Annotated in this window: 17 protein-coding genes; 12 read left to right on the top strand and 5 right to left on the bottom strand. The window is 64.3% G+C overall.

The features are described from left to right. The first annotated feature begins 263 nt into the window (after positions 1–263). Genes RVU70_RS12375 through RVU70_RS12335 form a run of 9 tightly spaced genes read left to right on the top strand, consistent with a single transcriptional unit; the run spans position 264 to position 11406 of the window. The gene (locus tag RVU70_RS12375; protein WP_363346689.1) at positions 264–1856 is read left to right on the top strand and encodes a GMC family oxidoreductase N-terminal domain-containing protein; all 1593 of its coding nucleotides are present in this window, start codon (positions 264–266) and stop codon (positions 1854–1856) included. Further along, complete coding sequence (locus RVU70_RS12370; protein WP_363346687.1) at positions 1856–2815, top strand: CoA-transferase; 960 nt, start codon at positions 1856–1858, stop codon at positions 2813–2815. The genes RVU70_RS12375 and RVU70_RS12370 overlap by 1 nt, the downstream gene beginning before the upstream one ends. Beyond that, on the top strand, positions 2812–3669 hold the full coding sequence (locus tag RVU70_RS12365) for a CoA-transferase (RefSeq protein ID WP_363346685.1): 858 nt from the start codon (positions 2812–2814) through the stop codon (positions 3667–3669). Before RVU70_RS12370 ends, RVU70_RS12365 begins: the two co-directional genes overlap by 4 nt. After that, positions 3666–4592, top strand: a complete 927-nt coding sequence (locus RVU70_RS12360; RefSeq protein ID WP_363346683.1) for a hypothetical protein — start codon at positions 3666–3668, stop codon at positions 4590–4592. The genes RVU70_RS12365 and RVU70_RS12360 overlap by 4 nt, the downstream gene beginning before the upstream one ends. Continuing rightward, positions 4589–5470, top strand: a complete 882-nt coding sequence (locus RVU70_RS12355) for a phosphosulfolactate synthase (protein WP_363346681.1) — start codon at positions 4589–4591, stop codon at positions 5468–5470. The genes RVU70_RS12360 and RVU70_RS12355 overlap by 4 nt, the downstream gene beginning before the upstream one ends. Next, positions 5467–6981, top strand: coding sequence for a lyase family protein (locus RVU70_RS12350; protein ID WP_363346679.1), 1515 nt, complete (start codon positions 5467–5469; stop codon positions 6979–6981). Before RVU70_RS12355 ends, RVU70_RS12350 begins: the two co-directional genes overlap by 4 nt. Continuing rightward, positions 6978–8339: an adenylosuccinate lyase family protein gene (locus RVU70_RS12345; protein WP_363346677.1), complete on the top strand. Its 1362-nt coding sequence runs from the start codon at positions 6978–6980 to the stop codon at positions 8337–8339. Before RVU70_RS12350 ends, RVU70_RS12345 begins: the two co-directional genes overlap by 4 nt. Then, positions 8336–9340 carry a pyridoxal-phosphate dependent enzyme gene (locus RVU70_RS12340; RefSeq protein WP_363346675.1) on the top strand — a complete coding sequence of 335 codons (1005 nt, stop codon included), beginning with the start codon at positions 8336–8338 and terminating at the stop codon, positions 9338–9340. Before RVU70_RS12345 ends, RVU70_RS12340 begins: the two co-directional genes overlap by 4 nt. Continuing rightward, positions 9337–11406, top strand: a complete 2070-nt coding sequence (locus tag RVU70_RS12335; RefSeq protein WP_363346673.1) for an acetate--CoA ligase family protein — start codon at positions 9337–9339, stop codon at positions 11404–11406. Before RVU70_RS12340 ends, RVU70_RS12335 begins: the two co-directional genes overlap by 4 nt. A 4-nt stretch (positions 11407–11410) precedes the next feature. Here RVU70_RS12335 and minE read toward each other — a convergent pair whose 3' ends face one another. From minE to minC, 3 genes are read right to left on the bottom strand one after another with little or no spacing between them, the layout of a single operon-like run. After that, entirely contained in the window at positions 11411–11698 is a 288-nt protein-coding gene (gene minE / locus RVU70_RS12330) for a cell division topological specificity factor MinE (protein WP_363346671.1), read from the bottom strand. Next, on the bottom strand, positions 11695–12510 hold the full coding sequence (gene minD / locus RVU70_RS12325; RefSeq protein ID WP_363346669.1) for a septum site-determining protein MinD: 816 nt from the start codon (positions 12508–12510) through the stop codon (positions 11695–11697). The genes minE and minD overlap by 4 nt, the downstream gene beginning before the upstream one ends. A gap of 15 nt (positions 12511–12525) precedes the next feature. Then, positions 12526–13332, bottom strand: a complete 807-nt coding sequence (minC, locus tag RVU70_RS12320; RefSeq protein WP_363346667.1) for a septum site-determining protein MinC — start codon at positions 13330–13332, stop codon at positions 12526–12528. 205 nt (positions 13333–13537) lie between these two features. Here minC and RVU70_RS12315 point away from each other — a divergent pair, with 205 nt between their 5' ends. Then, complete coding sequence (locus RVU70_RS12315; protein WP_363346665.1) at positions 13538–13780, top strand: hypothetical protein; 243 nt, start codon at positions 13538–13540, stop codon at positions 13778–13780. Here RVU70_RS12315 and phaC read toward each other — a convergent pair. Then, a complete protein-coding gene (gene phaC, locus RVU70_RS12310; RefSeq protein ID WP_363346663.1) occupies positions 13777–15789 on the bottom strand; it encodes a class I poly(R)-hydroxyalkanoic acid synthase in 2013 nt (670 codons plus the stop codon). The genes RVU70_RS12315 and phaC overlap by 4 nt on opposite strands. Positions 15790–16070: 281 nt before the next feature. Here phaC and RVU70_RS12305 point away from each other — a divergent pair, with 281 nt between their 5' ends. Both RVU70_RS12305 and RVU70_RS12300 read left to right on the top strand, forming a co-directional pair. Further along, on the top strand, positions 16071–16424 hold the full coding sequence (locus RVU70_RS12305) for a hypothetical protein (RefSeq protein WP_363346661.1): 354 nt from the start codon (positions 16071–16073) through the stop codon (positions 16422–16424). A 113-nt stretch (positions 16425–16537) separates the two neighbouring features. Further along, on the top strand, positions 16538–16876 hold the full coding sequence (locus tag RVU70_RS12300; protein ID WP_363346659.1) for a hypothetical protein: 339 nt from the start codon (positions 16538–16540) through the stop codon (positions 16874–16876). Positions 16877–16883: 7 nt separating this feature from the next. Here the strand turns inward: RVU70_RS12300 and RVU70_RS12295 are convergent, their stop codons facing one another. After that, the gene (locus tag RVU70_RS12295; RefSeq protein WP_363346657.1) at positions 16884–17297 is read right to left on the bottom strand and encodes a PilZ domain-containing protein; all 414 of its coding nucleotides are present in this window, start codon (positions 17295–17297) and stop codon (positions 16884–16886) included. Between the last annotated feature and the right edge of the window lie 59 nt (positions 17298–17356).

Genomic DNA, 17356 nt, shown 5'->3' with positions numbered 1-17356 from the left:
CCTGTCTATACGATCGCTTGCCCCGATTGCGGAAACGTCTCCCCGACCTTGGTTCTGGCGGGATGCCAAATGCCGAGCGAATGGGTTTGCGGCGCCTGCGGCGGAAGACGCGCGCAACTTGACGCCTCCAAGCTTGTCCAGGCGCATCCGTGGGAAGAGGGACATGGCGCGAACTGCCTCTGCTGCGCCTCGCCCGCCCCTTACGTTTGCTCCGCCGTCGATTGAATCGGCGTCCGCCGAGAACGATCGAGAATGCATCAAGAATGAAGACGCAGCTTTACGATTACATCATCATCGGCGCAGGATCGGCTGGATGCGTCTTGGCGAGCAGGTTGAGCGAAGACCCTGCGGCTAAAGTTCTCCTACTGGAAGCGGGAGGCGAGTGCCGCTCGCCGATTGCGTCGACGCCGGCGCTTTATGGCGAGCTTCAAGACAGCCCGTACGACTGGGGCGACCGCACTGCGCCACAGACCGGACTGAACGGCCGACGCATCTTCTTGCCGCAAGGTCGGACGCTGGGCGGCTCGAGCGCCATAAACTACATGATTTACATTCGCGGCAACCGCTTCGACTACGACGAATGGGCCGAGCGCGGCGCGGAGGGTTGGTCTTACGAGGAGGTCTTGCCTTACTTTCTCCGTTCGGAAGGCAACAGGCGCCTCTCCGATCGCTTTCACAGCAGCGATGGTCCGTTAATCGTTTCAAGCCACAAGCCCAACCCGCTCGTGGAGCGCTATCTCCGAGCCGGCCAGGAGATCGGGCTTCCTTTCAATCCGGACTTCAACGGATGCTCACAAGATGGGTGCGGGCCGCTGCAAGCCACGCTTGCCGACGGCGCCCGTTGCAGCGTCACTGAAGCCTTTCTTTCCCCGGCGCGTCGGCGACCCAATCTCACGGTCCTCACCCATGCGCGCGCGTTGAAGATACGCCTGGAAGGCCGACGCGCGCTCGGCGTCGACTATCTGCGCCTCGGCGCTGCGGAGAGCGCTCGTGCGGCGAATGAGGTCATTCTATCCGCCGGCGCCGTGCGATCTCCGCAATTGCTCATGCTCTCCGGCATCGGACCGCGCGCCGCGCTCGAAAGCTGCGGCGTCGACGTGCGCGTCGATTTGCCCGGCGTTGGGAAAAGTTTGCAAGATCACCTCCATACGCGCGTCAGATGCGCAATTACGGCGCCGCTGACCTTTGGGGGCCTTCCCGAAGCAGAGAAGGAGGCTGCAAGGCGACAATACCATAAGGACCGCAGCGGTCCGCTTGCGTCGAACTTTCTTGAAGCCGGCGCCTTCGTGAAAATCGACAGCTCGGAGACCCGACCGGAGCTTCAGCTTTTCTTTTTGGCCCAACTCGCGCCGGATTTCCCCGAAGCCGGAGCCCTCAGCCGTCATGGCTTGACCTTTACTGCCTATATTAATCGTCCCCGTAGTCGTGGCGCCGTCCTGCTGGCCTCTGCTGATCCGCTCGACCGGCCCATTATCGACTTCAACTATCTGAGCGTCGCCGAGGATCTGAGGTGCGCCGTCGCCGGCGTTCGCTGCAATCTCCAGCTCCTTTACGCCAAGGCCTTCGACGATATTCGCGGCGAGGAGATCGCGCCCGGCGCTCACGCGCGAAGCGATGCAGAGATCGAAGCCTTCGTGCGCCGGACGGCTTCGACGACATGGCACCCGGCAGGCTCCTGCAAGATGGGGAAGGACGACATGTCTGTCGTCGACAGCGCGCTTCGCGTCTATGGCGTCGAAGCGCTGCGCGTCGTCGACGCATCAGTGATGCCGACGATCGTAAGTGGGAACACGAATGCGCCCGTCATTATGATTGCCGAAAAGGCGGCTGATCTTATTAGAAGGGGGATCGTCTAATGCCCGCCTCGCCCCGGCCGATATACACCGACCCCGACAAGCGGCGGGGTCTCGATGAACTTGCCGCGATGGTCCCCAATGGGGCCACCGTTGCAATAGGCGGCGGCTTGTCATCGCGCGCGCCGATGGCGCTTCTGCGCGCGATCTTAAGGCGAGGGATCAAAGGCCTGACGGCGGTCGGGTCAGCGCATGGAATCGACATCGATCTCCTTTGCGCAGGCGGCGCACTTGTGCGCTCAATGGAAAGCTATGTGGGCTTCGAGCAGGATTTTGGATTAGCGCCAAATTTTCGTCGCGCGTGCGAGTCGGGGGCCGTCGAGGCAAGCGATTCATGTTGCTACACTCTGGTTCAGCAGCTCCGCGCCGCGATTGAAGGCCTGCCCTTCATGCCCATCCGGTCTGTTCGCGGCACAGACTTCGTAGCTCTTCATCCCGAATATAAAGTGATGACCTGCCCTTTCACGGGAGACGAGTTGCTCCTGGCGCCGGCGATCGAACCCGATGTCGCGCTTATCCACGCCCAATTCGGCGACGCGGCAGGCAATCTTCTGATACAGGGGCCGCCGGTTGCCGACATTCTGTTTGCAAAGGCGTCGAAAGCAGTCGTTGCAACGGTCGAACAAATTATTCCGCCAAGCGAATTACGAAGCCTGCCGGGAAAAAACGTCCCTTATTTTTATGTCGCCGCCCTCGCCGAAGTCCCAATGGGCGCTCACCCGACGGCCTGCTATCCGTTTCATGCTTATGACCGGGCTCATATGTCGCTCTATCATCATGCGGCCCGGCAGGGTCCCGCCGCATTCAAAGCGCATTATCTGGATCTCTATGTCCACGGCGCATCGACCCACGAGGCCTATCTCGATCTGATCGGCGGCGAAACGATTTGCACTCGTCTGCAATCATGGCGTGACGGCGAGGAGGCCTGGATGCGGCTCTATGACGAAGAGGCGCAGGCATGACGCTATACTGCACGCTCGGCGAGATGATGATAGCGGCGCTCGCGCGCACGATCACAAATGGCGAACTGGTTTTTCACGGCTTCGGCTCTCCGCTGGCCCAGCTCGCCATGCATGTGGCGAAGCGTACGCATGCACCGCAAATGGTTCTCATCGCCGGCGCAACTTACGGCGTCGATCCGCAACCACCGTTTTTGACGCCGACCACGAACGACTGGGTCGTCGATCGCGGCGCTTCCTGCTCTCTCGACATAGAAGAGCTTTTCGATCTCGCCGCGGCGGGCCGAATGGGACGCATGTTTCTTTCGGGGCTTCAGATCGACAAATGGGGAAACTGTAATGTTACCGCGCTCGGCGGCCGACGCGTCACAATGAAACTGCCTGGCGGCGGCGGCGGCGGCAATCTCTCCTGCGACGCGCAGCATGTGACGCTGTGGACCCCGGCGCACCGCTCTCCCCCTGATGCAGAAGGACGCCGCCGCTTTCGCCTCGTGGAGCGGTGTGATTTCATTACGAGCTTCGGCCATCGCGATTCCGAGGGCCGCCCGCGGGCTGCTTACGGGCATGTGGGCCGAGGGCCGCAATTTCTCGTAACCGAGCTTGGGCTCTTCGATTTCGACGCGGAGGGCCATATGCGGCTGGCGGCGACATACCCGGACGTGTCGGCCGACGAGATTCAAGACAACACAGGCTTCGTGCTGCGGATGTCGGACAGCATTGGCGTCATTGCGCCGCCATGCCGCACAATCGTGGAGATGATCCGCGCGATGGACCCGCTTCGGATTCACGAGAAGGAGATTCGCGAACAGGATTTGCGGCGTCGCTTCGAGATCCAAGCGCAGAAGGAGACGGCATGAACGCCCCTGTTGAGCCGAGCCGACGATCGCTGCGCGGGAGGCCGAATGTCGTTCCCCTGCCCTATCGCGGCGTCAGCGTCCAACCCTATGACGGCACGATGAGCGAGGACGCCATTATCGGGCGTTTCATGGATCGGGAGGCCTATCGCCGTACAGAATTTATCGTCTTGCGCTCCCCGCGGGGCGAGCATGCCGTCGTCGCCGTCGAATTGATCGACCGCGAGCCTCTGTTTTCGCCCATTCGACACGTGGAGGTTCTGGCGTTGCCCGAAAGCTGCGTGTTTCTGCGCGACCCGGATACGGACTGCGGGAACCCCTCGTCGCTCGCCGCGCTCGCAACTCGCATGGGGGTGGGCGCGGATCGCACCTTGATTTGCGAAGGCAAATTCGACCACGTCAATTTCATTCACCGACCCAAGCCGCTTGTTGTAACCGTCGTGGAGGTTACGCCGCCGGAGCCTCCGAAGCTCTTCGAGCTCGTGCGTCACGTCCTCAGCTACGCTGACTTGCCGCCCATTGTTCCGATCCTGGAGCGAATCGAGTTGAAGGCGCTCGTGCGGGATCGCGCGGCGCCTGCCTTTCTCGTCCCCTGCCGTTCTGGCGGGCTCGATGATCTTGGCGTCCCTGTTCATTATTTGGACGAGCGTCCGGCCGCGCGCCAAGATTGGACGCTGATCGGCTGCGCGCGCAGCCTTCAATTTCACCGCCATTATTACGGCGATGAACCGCCGCGCATTGAAATGTGTCCGCGGGCGATTGCGGGGCGGCGCGAGGAGCCGACGCTTCTAAAATGCTGTCTGCTCGAATTCGACATCGAGCGCGACGGGAATGTCATGGTGGTTCCCTGGGGCGCCGATCTACCGATGATCGAACGCGCATTGCGCAGCCTCGCCTCTAGTGTCGACGAGGAGCGCCCTGCATGAGCGCGACCGACTCGGCATGGCGCGGCGTCTGGTCCCTCGACGCCATCGTCGATCGAAGGCTTCGGCGCCCGCGCCCAGTCGGCGTGACGATGGTCATCGACACGGGCGTGGGGCTCGCCGCCATGCGCGATATTCTCGACATCTCCGCCGCACATATCGATCACTGGAAATTCGGCTTTGGAACAACCGCGCTCATGCCGCGCGCCTGCCTTGAGGCAAAGCTCGACATGCTGCGCGCGCATGACATTCTTGCTTATCCGGGGGGCACGCTTCTCGAGGCCGCGGTGGTGCAGGAGCATTGCCGCGTCTTCATGACGCGCGCGGCTGCGCTGGGCTTTGGCGCCGCGGAAATTTCCGAAGGCACAATCAGCTTGCCTGGCGAGCGGCGCCGCCGCATGATCGATTGCGCGCGAAACGCTGGTCTTCAGCCGATTACGGAAGTTGGAAGAAAGGATCCGTCGCGCCAGCCGGAGGCCGGCGAACTTGCCGCGCAAATCATTCAGGATCTCGAATGGGGCGCGGGCTGGGTCATTGTCGAAGGCAGGGAGAGCGGTTGCGGCGTCGGCATTTATGATGAGGGCGGAGAGATCCGCGGGCCGTTCCTCGATGAAATCATGCGCCGCGTTGGCGATGCGGGCGCTCGTATCATCTGGGAGGCGCCACTGCGCGCCCAACAAGCCTATCTCGTCTGCCGGTTCGGCGCCAACGTCAGCCTCGGCAATATCCCGCCCGAGGAATGTCTCGCGCTCGAGGCGCTGCGTTGTGGGCTCCGCTATGAAACCTTCGACGCCGTTGCGCGTCGCTCTAAAGAAGCCGGGTTATGGGATCCTTCGCGGATCGAGAACGGACCTCTCGATGAAACGAGAGGCCCGGAATGAACCATGACGCACGCGTTGCGGCCTTGGAGATTGGCGAACGCCTCTTGCAGGAGCCTTCCGAGCGGTTGGTGAATACGGCGTTTGCAAGCGAGCTGACAGCGCAGACAGGCCTTGTCAGAGCGGTGGGATGGGTCGACCTCGCGCATACCTTGCGCCTGGCGAGTGATGGGGTCATTCCAGCGCCGGCGGCGCGAGAGCTTGTCGCCGCGCTGCTAGACCTGCAGGTCGCGCCCGAGAGCTTCGCCCCTCGCGCGGAATTCGGCGATCTCTACACCAACCGCGAAGCCTGGCTCACTGGCAAAACGTCTTCGGCCGCATGGCTCGGCGTCGCGCGCGCGAGGCGCGAAGCGCTGACCACGGCCTTTCATCTCACGCTCTGCGACGCGTTATGCGGCCTGGGCGATGCGCTGTTGACGAGCGCCGAGACCTTCAGCGAAACGTCTTTGAGACACAAGGGCAGTTTGATGCCCGACTACACTTATCTGCAAGCGGCGCAGCCGACGACCTTCGGTCATTACTTGCAGACTTTCGCCTTTCCTGTCCTGCGCGATGTCGATCGCGTCGTAGCTCTTCATGCGCGCGCCGATCAGTGCCCAGCCGGCATCGGCAGCTCCAATGGATCGACAATTCGGCAGGATCGCTGGGCATTGGCCGCGTCGTTGGGATTTCCCGCGCCGGTCCGCCACGCCCGCGACGCCATGTGGCTGCACGACCTTTCGATCGAAGCCTGTTCGATCGCCGTCGCGGCAAGCGTCAACCTCGACCGCCTCGCGGAAGATCTGATGATTTTTGCAAGCGCCGAATTTGGATTCGTCCGCCTTGCCGACCGCCATGCGCGCGCCAGCAAAATCATGCCGCAAAAACGCAACCCCTTCGCGCTCGCCTTTGTGCGCGCGACCGCCAACCGCCTCATCGGCGTTCAGACCGGGGTGAGCGCCGCCGGACGCACGCCCTCTGGCCAGATGGACAATCGCCTCTTCGTCTATGCCGCGGCGCCCGACGCCGTGACGTCGGTCGCGGAAGCCGCCCTGCTCGTCGCCGAATGTCTCAAAGACTTGACGTTCGACGCGGCGCGCGCCGGCGCTGCGCTTGCCGACCGCAGCGTCTGTGCGACCGATCTCGCGGAACGCCTCAGCGCCAAAGCCAAGATCGATTACCGGCGCGCGCATGGGATTGTTGGCGCGCTTATGAGCGGGCTCGAAGCGACGGGGCAAACGCTGGCCGACGCGACGGTCGACGACGTTCTCGCGTCATTACGGGCGGCCGACGTTTTTTTGGACCGGAAGCATATCCAGCAGGTCGTCTTCACCGCGCTGGATCCCGCCGCCTGCGTAGCGGCGCGCACCGACTACGGATGCGCAGCGGAGACAGAAGTGGCGGCGATGGCCGAAGAGCTCAAGAGCGAGATTCGCGTAAAGCGCGACGCGCTCCAGGCGCTGCGCGGTCGTCGTGAAGAGGCGATCGACCGACTTCTCGGCGAGGCCGCCGCCTTCGTATCGGAGGCGGGATGAGCGACTGGTCATTCGGCTCGCGAATTTACGGCGACGCCTGGGCGACGCCGCCGACGCAGGCGCTTTTCACCGACGCGGCGCGTACGCGGCGCTGGGTGGACTTGCTCGGCCTGCTCGCATCGATCGAGGCGGAGCATGGGCTCATCCCGGCGGACGCCGGGCGCGACATTGTCGCGGCCTGCGCGTCGCTCCGCATCGACGACGATTTCCTGCAAGAATGCCGTGCAGGATATGAAGCGACCGGCCACTCGACGGCAGGCTTGATCGACGCCGTCGCGCGCCGATGCTCTGCTTCCGGCGCGGAATGGTTCTATTTCGGCGCCACGGTCCAAGACATTGCCGACACCTGGCTCGTTCTTGCTCTCCGGGAGGCGCGCACGCTCATCGTCCAAGACCTCGAGCGCTCGATCGCCGCCTGCGAAACGCTCTGCCGGCGTCATCGCGACACGGTGATGGCCGGCCGCACGCATGGGCAGCAGGGACTGCCGATTACTCTTGGCTTCAAGGTCGCAGGCTGGCTTGCAGAGTTGCGCCGCCATCGCACGCGCTTCAATGAGACGCAGGCGCGCATGAACGTCGGCCAATTATGCGGCGGCGTCGGCAGTCTGTCGGCGCTGGGCGCAACGGCGCTCTTGGTTCAGCGCGATTTTTTCGAACGCCTTGGCCTCGACGCGCCAGACCTGTCCTGGACGTCGAGCCGCGACATTTTCGTCGAATGGGCGCAGCTGCTGGCGCTTGCCGCCTCGACATCCGATCGCATCGGCCATGAAGTCTATAATCTTCAGCGCAGCGAAATCGGCGAATTGCGCGAAGCCCCGCTGGCGCAAGGCGTCGGCAGCATCACAATGCCGCACAAGCGCAATCCTGAAATCGCCGAGCATTTGGGAACGTTGGCGCGGGTCGTCCGCGCCAACGCCGGGCTGCTGAGCGAAAGTCTCGTGCACGATCACGAGCGCGACGGACGTTCGTGGAAGGTTGAATGGCACGCGATCCCGCAACTCACCATGGCGGCCGGCAAGGCGATCGCCCTGGTCGCTACGCTGCTCGAAACTGTCGAAGTGGATGCGAACCGGATGCGCGCCAATCTTCTCGCCGACGGCGGCTTCGCGCTGTCGGAAGGCGTGATGCTTGCGCTTGCGCGACGCGTCGGCAAACAGACCGCCCATCGGATTGTCCACGCGCTCTCCGCTGCGGCGCGGCGGGAGGGACGTACTTTTTCTGACGCAGTCGCACGTGACAAGGATATTCGAGCGCATCTCTCCGCAGAAGAGATTGCGCGCTTGCTCGACCCTTCGGCGCAGATCGGGCAATGTCAGGAGCTCGTCGACCGGCTTCTCCAGGAGGGAGGCGCGACGTGACGGAATGGGCTGCGAAGCTCGATGCGCTTCCGCGCCTGTCGCTCTTGGCGCAGGCCACGCCCCTGCATGCCGCGGAGCGTCTCTCCGCGGCCGTCGGCGGACCGCGTCTGTGGCTCAAGCGTGACGACCTCATTCCAACGGCGTTCGGCGGCAACAAAGTGCGCGCGCTCGATCTCGTCGTTGGCGACGCCGTGAGCCGCGGCGCCGACGCTTTGATAACGGGAGCCGGTCCCCTCTCCAACCACGTTCGCGCCGCCGCCGGGATCGCAGGGCTCGCTGGTCTCGATTGCATCGCCGTTTATTGGGGCGCCAAGCCGAGGCGCGCGGAAGGCAATTATCGACTCGCTGTGACGCTCGGCGCACAGGTTCATTTTACCGACGATCCGGATCGCGCTTCCGTCGACCGCGAGATTTCGCGCAAGGCCTTTGAAATCGACGCGCGGGGCGGCCGGCCCTATGTCGTGCCGCGCGGCGGCGCTTGCCCGCTTGCGGCGCTCGCACATGTGCTGGCGACGCAGGAGACGCTCGCTCAATGCGCGGCGCTCGGCGTTGCGCCGACCCGCGTCGTCATGGCGGTTGGCGGCTCCGCCACGCTCGCCGGTTGGCTCCTGGGAACGGCGCTCTTGGGCGCCCCCTGGCGCATCGAGGCGATAAGTGTCAGCCGCCCTGCGGAGGAAGCCGCCGCGCGCGCCCATGCGCTCGCTGAAGACGCCGCGGCGCTGATCGGCGCCCGCCCGAATTTAAACGCCATCGACTGCCGCGTGCATGGCGCATTCATTGGCCCCGGCTATGGCGTCCCGTCGCCTGAAGGCGAGGAGGCGATCGCCGCTGTCGCCCGCGCCGAAGCGATCTTTCTCGACCCTGTCTACACGGGGAAGGCGATGGGGGGCTATCTCAATCTGCTGGGGGGCGGCGCCTTTGCCGACGTCGACGACGTGCTTTTTCTCCATACGGGCGGCGCGCCGGCGCTGTTCGCGTCTTTCCCGGAGCAGGCCTCATGAGCAACTGGCGAAACGCACTGTTCGCTCCGCGCTGCGTTGCCGTGGTCGGCGCTTCTGCGACGCCCGGCAAGGCCGGAACTCTTTTCTTGAAGAACCTCACGGCGCAGGAATCCGGCTTTAAGGGCCAGGTCGTCGCCATCCACCCATCGGCCCGCGAATTGCTCGGCGCGCCCGCCTATTCACGACTCGACGCCGCGCCGACGGGCGTCGATTTGGCCGTCATCGTCACGCCGGCCGCGAGCGTGCCCGGAGTCATCGAGGATTGCGGCAAGGCGGGCGTTCCCGTCGCCGTCGTCATTACCGGCGGCTTTGCCGAAGTTGGGCCACAAGGCGCGGAATTGCAGCGTCGAACGCTCGAGGCGGCCGCGGCCCAAGGCGTGCGTCTCATCGGCCCCAATTGCTTCGGCGTCATCAGCGCCGGTTGCGGCCTCAACGCCTCCCTTTCGATTGGCCTGCCAAAGAAGGGCGGCGTATCGCTCATCACCCAGAGCGGCGCTTACGGAATGGCGGCTTATTCGCGATCTATGGATGAAGGCGTAGGATTTTCGAAAATCGTCGCGCTCGGCAACAAGGCCGACCTCAATGAGACGGACATATTGGCGTATCTGGCCGACGATCCGGAAACGACGGTCATTGCCTTGTTGCTCGAATCAATCCGCGACGGCAGGCGCCTCTTCGAGGCTCTTGCAGACATTACCAAACGCAAACCCGTCGTCGTGTTGAAAACCGGGCGTCGTCCCGCAGGGCAGCGCGCCGCCGCGAGCCACACCGCCGCGCTGTCGACGGACGCGGTCGTCGTCGAGGCGGCTTTGCGGCAAGCCGGCGCGCATGTGGTCGAGGATGGCTACGCCCTGCTGAATGTCGCCGCCGCGCTCGACTGGCAGCCGCCGCTGCGCGGGAAGAACGTCGCGGTGATCACCAACTCTGGCGGCGTCGGCGTCGAGCTGACCGATCTTCTCGAAGAGAAAGGCCTCGCCGTTCCTGCCCTCTCGCGAGAGCTGCAAGAGGCGCTTGCGCGCGAGCTGCCCGCGCATGGTTCGGCCATCAACCCGATCGACGTGACGACCGACTGGGCGCGCTTCTCACGCATGTATGGGGCGTGTGTCGCCCAATTGATGGAAAGCGACGAAGTCGACGCGGTCGTCCCCGTGCTCCTGCAGCGTTCCGCGCTGATGGAGGAAGTCAGCGCGGCGATCATCGACGCGCAAGCGACGGCGCGCGCAGGCGGCTCGCAAAAGCCGCTGCATATTTGCTGGGTGGCGCCGCGCGCGGCCGATTCCAATCGCGCTCGTCTGCTCTCCGCCGGCATTCCATGCCATCTCTGGCCAGCCGGAGCCGCGACGGCGCTCGCCGCTCTACGAACCCGACCGGCCGCCGATCTCCCGCCGCCGTTGGACGCAATCGCCTCTCCCGGCGCCGTCGGACCGGACGGCTGGATCGCGACGGCGGACGCGTTTTCCCTCCTCGCGCGGCAGGGCTTTTCCGTCGCGCCTTTCGTCATGGCGGCGAGCGCGAAGCAAGCGTGCGCAGGCGCGGCGGAACTCGGCTTTCCCGTCGTCGTGAAGGCCGAGCGCGCCGGATTGACGCATAAGAGCGATCAGGGCGCGGTGCGTCTCGGCCTTTGCGATGAGGCAAGCGTCGCGCGCGTCTATGAAGATTTTTGCGCGCGGCTCGGGCCGGGTCCCGCGCTTGTGCAAAAGCAATCGCCGGCTGGCCTTGAACTCGTCATCGGCGGCCGTCGCGACGCGTCCTTCGGGCCGCTCGTGCTTTTCGGGTTGGGCGGCGTTTGGGTGGAAGCGCTGAATGACGTGGCGCTGCGGCTCGCGCCCTTTGGGGTCGCAGAGGCGCGCGCCATGCTCGACGAATTGAAGGGCGGCAAGCTTCTCGACGGCTACAGGGGCGCGCCGCCAATCGACAGGAACGCCCTCGCGGGACTGATCTCGGAGTTGTCGCGCTGGTTCGCCGCGGCCGGCTGGGTGTCGGAATTCGACCTCAACCCGATCATCGGCGTCGGCGAAACATTCACGATGGTCGACGCGCGCATGCGCGCCGTGAGCCCCCGATAGACGATCAGGCGGCCCTGTCGTCTGCGAGGGCCGCCGGGATCGTCATCGCTTCTCCGTCGATCTCGATCCCGATTTCGAGGACCGACATCTCGTCTCTGCGATGGACTTTCACCTCGACCTTGTCCGGCTCGACCGCGACATGTTTGGAGATGGCCGCGAGCACTTCCTTATGGAGGATCGCGAGAAGGTCCTGTTTGCTCGCGGCGGTGCGCTCATGCGCGAGCAGGATCTGCAAACGCTCGCGCGCAACGGGCGCGGTGCCGCCGCGATTGAAGATACGAAACAAATTCATGCAGCCCTCCTGCCGAACAGGCGCCCAAGAATGCCCTTCCTGTCGCTTGGGATATTCATGGGCAGGTCCGCGCCGCAGAGCCTTTGGGCCGCGTCGCCATAGGCCCGGGCGGGAGCGCTGCTCGAATTATGCAGAACGACGGGGGAGCCCATGTTGGACGCGCGCAACACGTCTTCGCTTTCCGGCACGATGCCGATCAAGGGAATGGACAGAATCTCGAGAACGTCATCGATGCTCAGCATTTCGCCCCGACCCGCGCGGCCCGCGTCATAACGGGTGAGCAGGAGATGCTTCTCGATGCGCCCGCCTTTCTCCGCCTGCTCGGTCTTGGCGTCGAGGAGGCCGATGATGCGATCCGAATCGCGCACCGAGGAAACCTCGGGATTGGCGACGACGATCGCGACATCGGCAAATCGCATGGCGAGCGTCGCGCCCCGCTCGATCCCAGCGGGGCTGTCGCAGAGCACCCAGTCGAATTTGTCGCGCAGCTCGCCGATCACGGCGCGCACGCCGTCTTCAGTGAGCGCGTCCTTGTCGCGCGTCTGCGACGCCGGCAGGAGGAACAGATTGGGCAAACGCTTGTCGCGAATGAGCGCCTGCTGCAGTTTCGCATCGCCCTGGGCGACATTGATCAGGTCATAGACCACGCGCCGCTCGGCGCCCATGACGAGATCCAGATTTCGCAGTCCGACGTCGAAATCGACGACGGCGACCTTCTTGCCCTGCTGGGCGAGCGCCGCGCCGAGCGCAGCGGTTGACGTCGTCTTTCCGACGCCGCCCTTACCCGAGGTGACCACCACGACTTTGGTCATTTCAATTATCCTCTCTCAATCCAGCCGCGCAACTTTCACGTCTTCCGAGTCGAGCCAGATCTGAACGTTCTGGCTCAACATGTCTTTGTCGATTTCGTCGGCGGTAAGGTAGACGCCTCCGACCGCGAGCAGTTCGGCCTCGAGACGGCGGCAGAAAATACGCGCGCTCATCTCGCCATAGGCGCCAGCCATCGCCCGCCCGCGCAAGGTTCCGTAAACATGGATCGACCCGCCGGCGATCACGTCGGCGCCGGAACTTACCGAGCCGATGACGATCACGTCGCCCTGCGGATGGAAAATGGTTTGGCCCGAACGCACCGGCGCATCGACGACGAGCGGCGTCACGGGGCCTTGATCGGGAGTCGCGGCGGCCGGCTTCTCCTGACCTTCGGTCGGATCGCGGGACGCGGCGAGCGCGCCGGCGATCTGCTCGAAGGCGGCGCGCTCTTCAACCGTCAGCTCAGCTTTTTTCTTGGGCTCGTCCCCATCCGGCGCCGACGCCGCGCGTCCGCCGGTCAGAATCGGCGGAAGATCATCCGCAGCCCAGCTCGGATCGACGCCGGCGATTCCCAAAATCCTGATGCCCCGCTGGGTAAGCTCTTGCAGAAGCTGGACGAGGCTGCTGCGATCGAGTTCGAGCCTGGCCACGTCGATGACGATGGGCTTCTTCGCAAAGAAGGCGGGCGAGCAGGCGAGATAGGCGTCGAGCCGGGCCATCCAGTCGGCGAGCGGGGCCTCGAGTTCAAGCGCGAGTGTCGGGTAGGAACGGCCCCGAAAGCGGATGTGGCGGGAGGCAGTCTGCGTCACGGCGAACTCGTTCAATTAATTGAGTTTTCCTTAATGCCTGCAGATGGTTAACGAAGCATTAACTTACGCCGCGCGCTTTATGAAAAATTAACGGTTGCGTTTACGTTTGCCGCAGGGGCGACGATCGTCGAGCCCTTAGGCGATGGCGGGGAATTCCGGGGTCCGGAGTTCACCGCTGCGGGGAGCGCTCTAAATCCCCTCGATCACGGGAGATGGGACCATGACCGCGTCCAAACTGAGCGCCCCGCAGACCGACGACTTTCGCGTGGAGCGTAAGGACGGCGAATGGGTCGTCACTTTCACCCCCACGGGGGCGAGATATTATTTCGGCGACGACGGCATGGAGACGCGCGCGAGCGACTCCGACGTGCCGCCCGAAGACCTGCCGATGGATTACGATCCGCTCGAGGTGGAGCGCATGGCTGCGCTCGTCGCCTATGCGGCCCGCGGCCACGCCACCTAGCCCTTCACCCGCACATATTCCCCCGGCGCGTCGCAAAGCGGCGTGAGCTTGCCGCCGCCGGGCTGCCGCGCAGGAACCTTGCGCGGCGCTTGCGCAGTAATCCACAGCAGCCAATGCGGCCACCAGGAGCCTTTGGTCTCCTTGGCGGTCGCGACCCATTGGTCGAAGCTTCCCTTCGCGGGGCCGCCGGTCAGATAGTTATACTTGCCCCTCGAGGGCGGATTGATGATGCCCGCGATATGGCCCGAGCCGCCGAGCACATAGGTCACTTCGCCGCCGAAGAACTTCGCCCCCCGAAACACCGAGCGCGCGGGCGCGATATGGTCTTCCCTGGTGGCGATCTCATAGACGGGGATCTTCACCTGGCGCAGATTGAGACGCACGCCGTCGATCACCATCTCGCCCCGCGCCAGCCGGTTCTCGAGATAGCAGCTGCGCATGTAGAAGGAGTGATTGGCGCGGGGAATGCGCGTCGAATCCGAGTTCCAATAGAGCAGATCGAAAGCCGCGGGTTCGACGCCCTTCATGTAATTATTCACCACATAGGTCCAGATCAGCTCATTTGGGCGCAGCATGTTGAAGGCGTTCGCCATCTTCACGCCTTCGAGATAGCCGGTCTTCGCCATCGCCTCGTCGAGCGCCGCGAGCCGCGCCTCGTCGATCAGGATCTGGAGGTCGCCCGCCTCGCTGAAGTCGACTTGCGTCGCAAAGAAGGTGACGCTGTCGATGCGGTCGTCGCCCTTGGCGGCCATATAGGCGAGCGTCAGCGCCAGCAGCGTGCCGCCGACGCAATAACCTGCCGCCGCGACCTTCCGCTCTCCTGTCGCCTTTTCGATGACGTCGAGCGCGGTGAGCACGCCTTCGTGCATATAAGCCTCGAAGCCCTTCTCGGCCTTGCTCTCGTCGGGGTTGATCCAGGAGATGATGAAGACGGTGAAGCCCTGCTCCACCGCCCAGCGCACGAAGCTTTTCTCCGCATTGAGGTCCAGCACATAGAACTTGTTGATCCACGGCGGCGTGATGAGCAGCGGGCGCGCATAAACCTCCTGGGTCGTCGGCGCATATTGGATGAGCTCCATCACGTCGTTGCGCCAGACGACCTTGCCCGGCGTCGTCGCGAGATCGACGCCGAGGCGGAATTTCGTGTCGTCGCTCTGGCGAATCTTCAGCATGCCGCCGCCGGCGCTGATGTCCTCGGCCAGCATTGTCATGCCGCGGATGAGATTTTCGCCCTTGTTCTCGATCGTGGCGCGAAGGAGTTCCGGATTGGTCGGCACGAAATTCGACGGCGACACCGCGCTCGAGATCAGCCGCGTGTAAAAGGCCGCCTTGGCGCGCGTATGAGGGTCGACCCCCTCGGCCTTCTCCACCATCTCGCCGGCCCAGCGCGACGCGTAGAGGTACGACTGACGCAGCCAATCAAAGAACGGGTTCTGCTCCCATTCGGGCGAGTCGAATCGCTTGTCCCCCGGCTCCGGCGTCACGACCGGCGGCACGTCTTCGCCCGTGTAACGGCGCATGGTCTGGCGCCAGATCTCGCTCAGGCCGCCGTAGAGCTCCGCCTGCGCAACCGCCGCACGCTCCGGCTTCGCGAGCCAGTATTCGGCGACGACGCCGAGGGTCTTGGTGGCGTCGGCGACATTGGCGGCAAGCTCGCTGCGCGGCCCGCCGGCTTCGACATTGCCGATCGCCGCCGCCAGCGCCTTGCGACCCTGATCGACAAGTTGGGCCATGTTCTCCGCCATGGCCTCGAAATCGACGGCCGTGAGCGGGGTCGGAATCGGGGGCGCGAGCACCGTTGGCGCAGCCTTGGCCGCCCGCGATTTCGGGGCCGGCGGCTTTTCCGCATTCCCTGTCGCCGGCGGCGCCACAGACGGCGTTTGAGCCTTCTCCGTGGATTTCCGGGTCCCCTTTCGGGCCGCTTTGGCCTTGCGCTCCGAACCTCCCTCGGTCTTCGGCGGGACCTTCCGCCCCTTGACCGTGGGCTCTTCGTCGCGGCTGATCGTCATGCTCTTTCCTGTCCCTTTTTCAAACCGATCGGACGTGTCGACAGTATGCCCGTACCGGTGCGCCGCGTCTTGGCCAAATCTGTTTCCGCGGTGAAAAAACCGGCCGGGCGCAACCCGGCCCCTGCCGGCGCCCGATAACGACAGGTCCTTATACGCCACAGGCTCACGACCGGAAAAGCGCCGGGAGGCGGCCACGATGTCGCGGCGGACCCGAAGGCCTCGCGCCAGCCTCTTTGCTCAAGACTGAAACGGCCGGAGACCCGCTCCTGGGCGGAGGAAGAATGTTCGAAACCACGCGCGCGCCAATCACGCTCTGCATCCTCTTGTGCCTCGCGGCCTGCGCGAAGCGGCACGACGAAATCGCCCCGGAGCTCATCGAACCCGGCGCCTATGCGCAGGCGAGTTGCCGGGACCTTGCGCGGATGCATGCGAAGACGACGCGCGCCCTCATTTTCTCCGAACTGGTCCAGGACAAGCATTACCACGACGATCGCATCCGGACCTTTGGCGCGCCGACGCTCATGGCCACGCTCTTCGATGAGGATGCGGCGCCCGAGGTCGCGCGATTAAAGGGCGACGCCCTGGCGCTCGCGGCGCAAATGCAGCGCGCCGGCTGCATCCTGCCGGTAAGATGAGCCTAAAATTGCGCAGGGCTTGCGCAGCCCTGCGAGGCGTTCAACCTGGCAAGCGTTTGTTTAGAGGCGGCGCGGAAAGTCGCCGGCGCAATCCGCGTATCGGAGAGGCCAGCATGAGTATCGGAAAAGGCGCCCGAATGACCGTCATGTCCATTGAAGAATGCCAAAAGCTCGACAAGCCGCTTCGCCAGGACCTCGAAGTGCTCGACTACGAGGTGCGCAGCCTCGTCGCGCGCATTCGCAGCGAGGCCCGCGAGGCCGGCGCCGACGACGCAGTTTTCGTGAAGGCGTCGACGACCGTCCTGCTGTCCATCGCCGCCGGCCTGCTCGCCCGCGCAGCTGAAGACCACCGCGCGCCCTTCGATGCGAATTCCTTCGCCGCGAGCGCCAATAGCGCCGCAATATGGGCCGCCCAACGCCGCCTTCGCTATTTCGTCGGCGGCGAGGCGTAAAAAATTATTACACCGCGTAGTAGCGGCCGCTCATACGCTTCACGACTTCCTGCTTGTTGCGCAACGGCGACAGCGCCAAACGGCAACCGACGAGATCGCCCTGGCGCCAGACGACTCGGGCGTCATAGAGCGCCTTTTCGGCGTCGTCGAAGAAATGAAACCTCAAAGGCAAACCGATCCTGCGGGCCAGTCGGACGCGCGCGCCGCCGCGCGAACGATTGACGACAAGACATTCACACAAAAAACGATCCGAAGCGTCGAGCGCCTTCCCCCAATTGAGGCGCACGCCGCGCCGCCTGTCCTGCCGCCGTTCGGCGGCGACCAAATTTGACGCCGCTCCAAGGGGAAATCCCTGCTTGCCGGGGCGTGGCGCGGCCGCCAGCTGGCGGCGGACGCCATGGGGCGCAAATTCGTCAAACATGGCGTCGCTCCTTTGCAACGGGCGGAAGCGCAGTCTTAATCCGCCGCAGGGACGCGGAC

Origin of the sequence: Methylocystis echinoides (assembly GCF_040687965.1) — a bacterium.
GTDB classification, from domain to species: domain Bacteria; phylum Pseudomonadota; class Alphaproteobacteria; order Rhizobiales; family Beijerinckiaceae; genus Methylocystis; species Methylocystis echinoides_A.
The sequence above is the reverse complement of the archived record's forward strand: the minus strand, read 5'-3'. Positions and strand labels throughout refer to the sequence as shown.